The following is a 2680-nucleotide window of genomic DNA, read 5'->3' as shown; positions in this document are numbered from 1 at the left end:
TCTTCGGGCCGGCCGGAGGGCTGAAATCCCAACTCGAGTCGGCCGACCTGCCTTCCGCGGTGGCCGACGTCCAGCTCATCGACCTGTTCGACGAGTCGGAGACGGTCGAGGCGGGCCACGAGGTCCTCCTCATCCCCGGCGCCGGCCCGATCGGCACCGAGTCGCGAACGGGGGACATCGTCGCGATCCGATCTCCCGCGGGGCTGAGCCTGGAGCCTCGTCCGCTGGCGACGGAAATGCCCAAACCCGGCGAGCGTGTCTGGCTCGCCGCCTCGCTGCTCTCCGGCGCCCCCCGCGATCAGCGGCTGCATCCGGCAAAAGTCGAGGGTCCCGACGAGGATGGATTCCTCCTCTACGCCCTCGACGACCCGAAGACGGAGCTACGCGCCACGAGCGGCGCCCCGATCCTCAATGCGGACGGTGAAGTCGTGGCCGTCCACGCCGGCAGCACCCGCGACGGCGAGCGGCTCCTGGGGGTGGGGACGCCCTTCTCCAAGTTCCTCATGGCGTTGCGGGGCACAATCGCAAAGTCCGGCGAGCCGCCCAGGAACGAGAACAACGGTATGATGAGGAACACACCCCGGAGACGTCGCCCCGTCCGATGACGCACTCAGTCTGCTCGACGGGAGCTTGGGGCAAGCGGTCGGAGGCCGGTTGTTGTCAGGGTGTTAGGAACCGATGAATCAATACGTTGATAGACTTGCATGAAACCTTTCCTCTGCTGACACCTTTCCTCTGCGCGGAGAGCGGCTGGCTCTTCTCGGCGGCCCGGACGAGACGCTCCATCAGCTCTCGGTCTTTCGGGTCCACGAATCCCTCCGCTCGCGGTGCAGGTTGACGGCCCGACTTCGGGCCTGGAGGAATCCATCTTCGCGGGCTCCCCCGGCGGCAGGCAATGGCCGAGGCGACCACGGGGGGCCGTTTGGAGTGGAGGCTTCGCGTTTAACCGCCCCCAGCCGGGCTACACGCCTTTTCGACGGACCTCCGGGATATATCCCACGCTGCCCGCCCCCAGCAGGCCTCGGAGGACTTGGCCGATACGTTTCTGGGCTCCCCTCAATTCGAAGTAAGATTGGTGCATGTGTTCCCTGCCTTCGTCGTATGTCTCAGCCGCCCGCATCCTCTCTGCACTCAAGATAGCGGCGTCGATCTTCACGCGAAGTTCATCGTCGAGAATCCTCTCCTTGAGCACTTCCACCTTTGTCATGCTCACGCGGTACGCCTGTTTCACTCGCTCGGACAATGGCCCTTCTACCCACTCCTCATCTACCCGTTCTGTATTGAATTCGCGGGTCCAAGCGTCCTGGATCCGTGCTGAAGCCTCCTCATATTTCATCAACGCGGTTTGCATCTGGAGGAGGGTCTTACGCTGGAAGTCGTCCCGTTGCTTGAGCTGGTGGTGTTCGAGGTCCAGCTCCTTCTGCTCGCGGTCCTTCTTCGCGGTTCCCCGCTGGGTGACATGAACAGCGAGGATCGCCGCCGTGGCGGTGATGATCGGACTGACGATCGAGGTCACGACGGGAACCCATTCGGAGGGCATAGCTGCTCCAAGATGCGGGGGAATGTTCGGCTCCATTGAGCATCCCCCAAGCGGAGAATCATCGCCGTCACTATCATCACCGAGGGCTCGGGGGCGTGCATCCGACAGTGGGGCCCACACCTATTCCGGGGGTGGGAGATATCCCGCATTCACAAGCATGCCTCGGAAAACCATAATGGGCGGCCTATTCAATTGCAGCGTTTCCACCGTAGCCCTGCCGGTGGATGTCGTCCCGAGTACTCGAGTCATGTCGTCACTCCAGACGAAATGACTGCTCCATCGCTGCTTTCTCGGGTTGAATAGGCGAGCCCACTTGCTCGTCGCCGGGTCCCACCCATCTACCCTGGTATATTTGGAGCCGTTGCAGTACGGGCACGCCCACGCGAGGTTCTCCGGAACCGTCGCACCGCCTTTGCTTTCGGGGATGACGTGCTCGACGGCGTAGGGTGCGGTCCCGGCGATATCCGGGCACCGGCAATACTCGCAATAGCCGTTCGCACGGTCGCGTACTTGGTCTCGCAATCGCTTCGGGATGCGGGTCTCAGACACCCAAGGGCCCCAAACCCATCTTCATGACAAGTGCCGAAACTGATACGCCACGGAGGCTGGCGAGTTCCACGATCGCCGCGAATCGATCGTTCCTCATCCGCTCGGATGCGTCTGCAAGAGCTAGGAACTCTTCGAGTTCCTCGGGAGTGAGTTGCTCCTGCTCTCGGAGCGAATCAAGTTCTTGAAATCGCCGACTTTGCAATTCGGACAGGCCTAGATTGATCCGGTCCAAGAGTTCTGTTTCTCGCCTTGTAGCCACCCGAGCCGAACGCCGTGCGGTTCTTGTGGGCGAAGGAAGCTTGACGACTCCTAATGCAATCCCCTCAACCTGCACGCCAATTTGTGAGTCATATGCCGACGCCGCCGAGGCGGGCTTCGGCTCCGAGGGGGACTTCGGCTTCGAGGGGGGCTTCGGTTTCGAGGGGGGCTTCGCCTTCGAGGCGGCCGTCGCCTCGGCCTTCGCCCTCGCCCTCGCCTTGGCCTTCGCCTCGAGGGCTTCTCTCATTCTTTTCCATGGCTCGATTCGTTTGCCAGCCATCCCTACCCCCTTTTGAACCTATCGTATTTGGGGAGGTACCCGAGTTCAACCAG

General features: G+C 62.2%; 4 protein-coding genes. 1 reads left to right on the top strand and 3 read right to left on the bottom strand.

The window, feature by feature from the left end; all coding sequences use genetic code 11:
* On the top strand, positions 1-605 hold a 605-nt coding region (locus G6O54_RS36655), incomplete at its 5' end, for a hypothetical protein (RefSeq protein WP_165235999.1).
* Positions 606-961: 356 nt separating this feature from the next.
* On the opposite strand, the gene G6O54_RS36650 is transcribed toward G6O54_RS36655, so the two are convergent.
* The 3 genes from G6O54_RS36650 to G6O54_RS36640 form a co-directional block, all read right to left on the bottom strand.
* Positions 962-1576 carry a hypothetical protein gene (locus tag G6O54_RS36650; protein ID WP_165235996.1) on the bottom strand — a complete coding sequence of 205 codons (615 nt, stop codon included), beginning with the start codon at positions 1574-1576 and terminating at the stop codon, positions 962-964.
* A gap of 84 nt (positions 1577-1660) precedes the next feature.
* Positions 1661-2089, bottom strand: coding sequence for an HNH endonuclease (locus G6O54_RS39010; RefSeq protein WP_165235993.1), 429 nt, complete (start codon positions 2087-2089; stop codon positions 1661-1663).
* Positions 2082-2594: a hypothetical protein gene (locus G6O54_RS36640; RefSeq protein WP_165235990.1), complete on the bottom strand. Its 513-nt coding sequence runs from the start codon at positions 2592-2594 to the stop codon at positions 2082-2084. The genes G6O54_RS39010 and G6O54_RS36640 overlap by 8 nt, the downstream gene beginning before the upstream one ends.
* Positions 2595-2680 lie beyond the last annotated feature (86 nt).

Origin of the sequence: Aquisphaera insulae (assembly GCF_011064615.1) — a bacterium.
GTDB lineage: Bacteria > Planctomycetota > Planctomycetia > Isosphaerales > Isosphaeraceae > Aquisphaera > Aquisphaera insulae.
The sequence above is the reverse complement of the archived record's forward strand: the minus strand, read 5'-3'. Positions and strand labels throughout refer to the sequence as shown.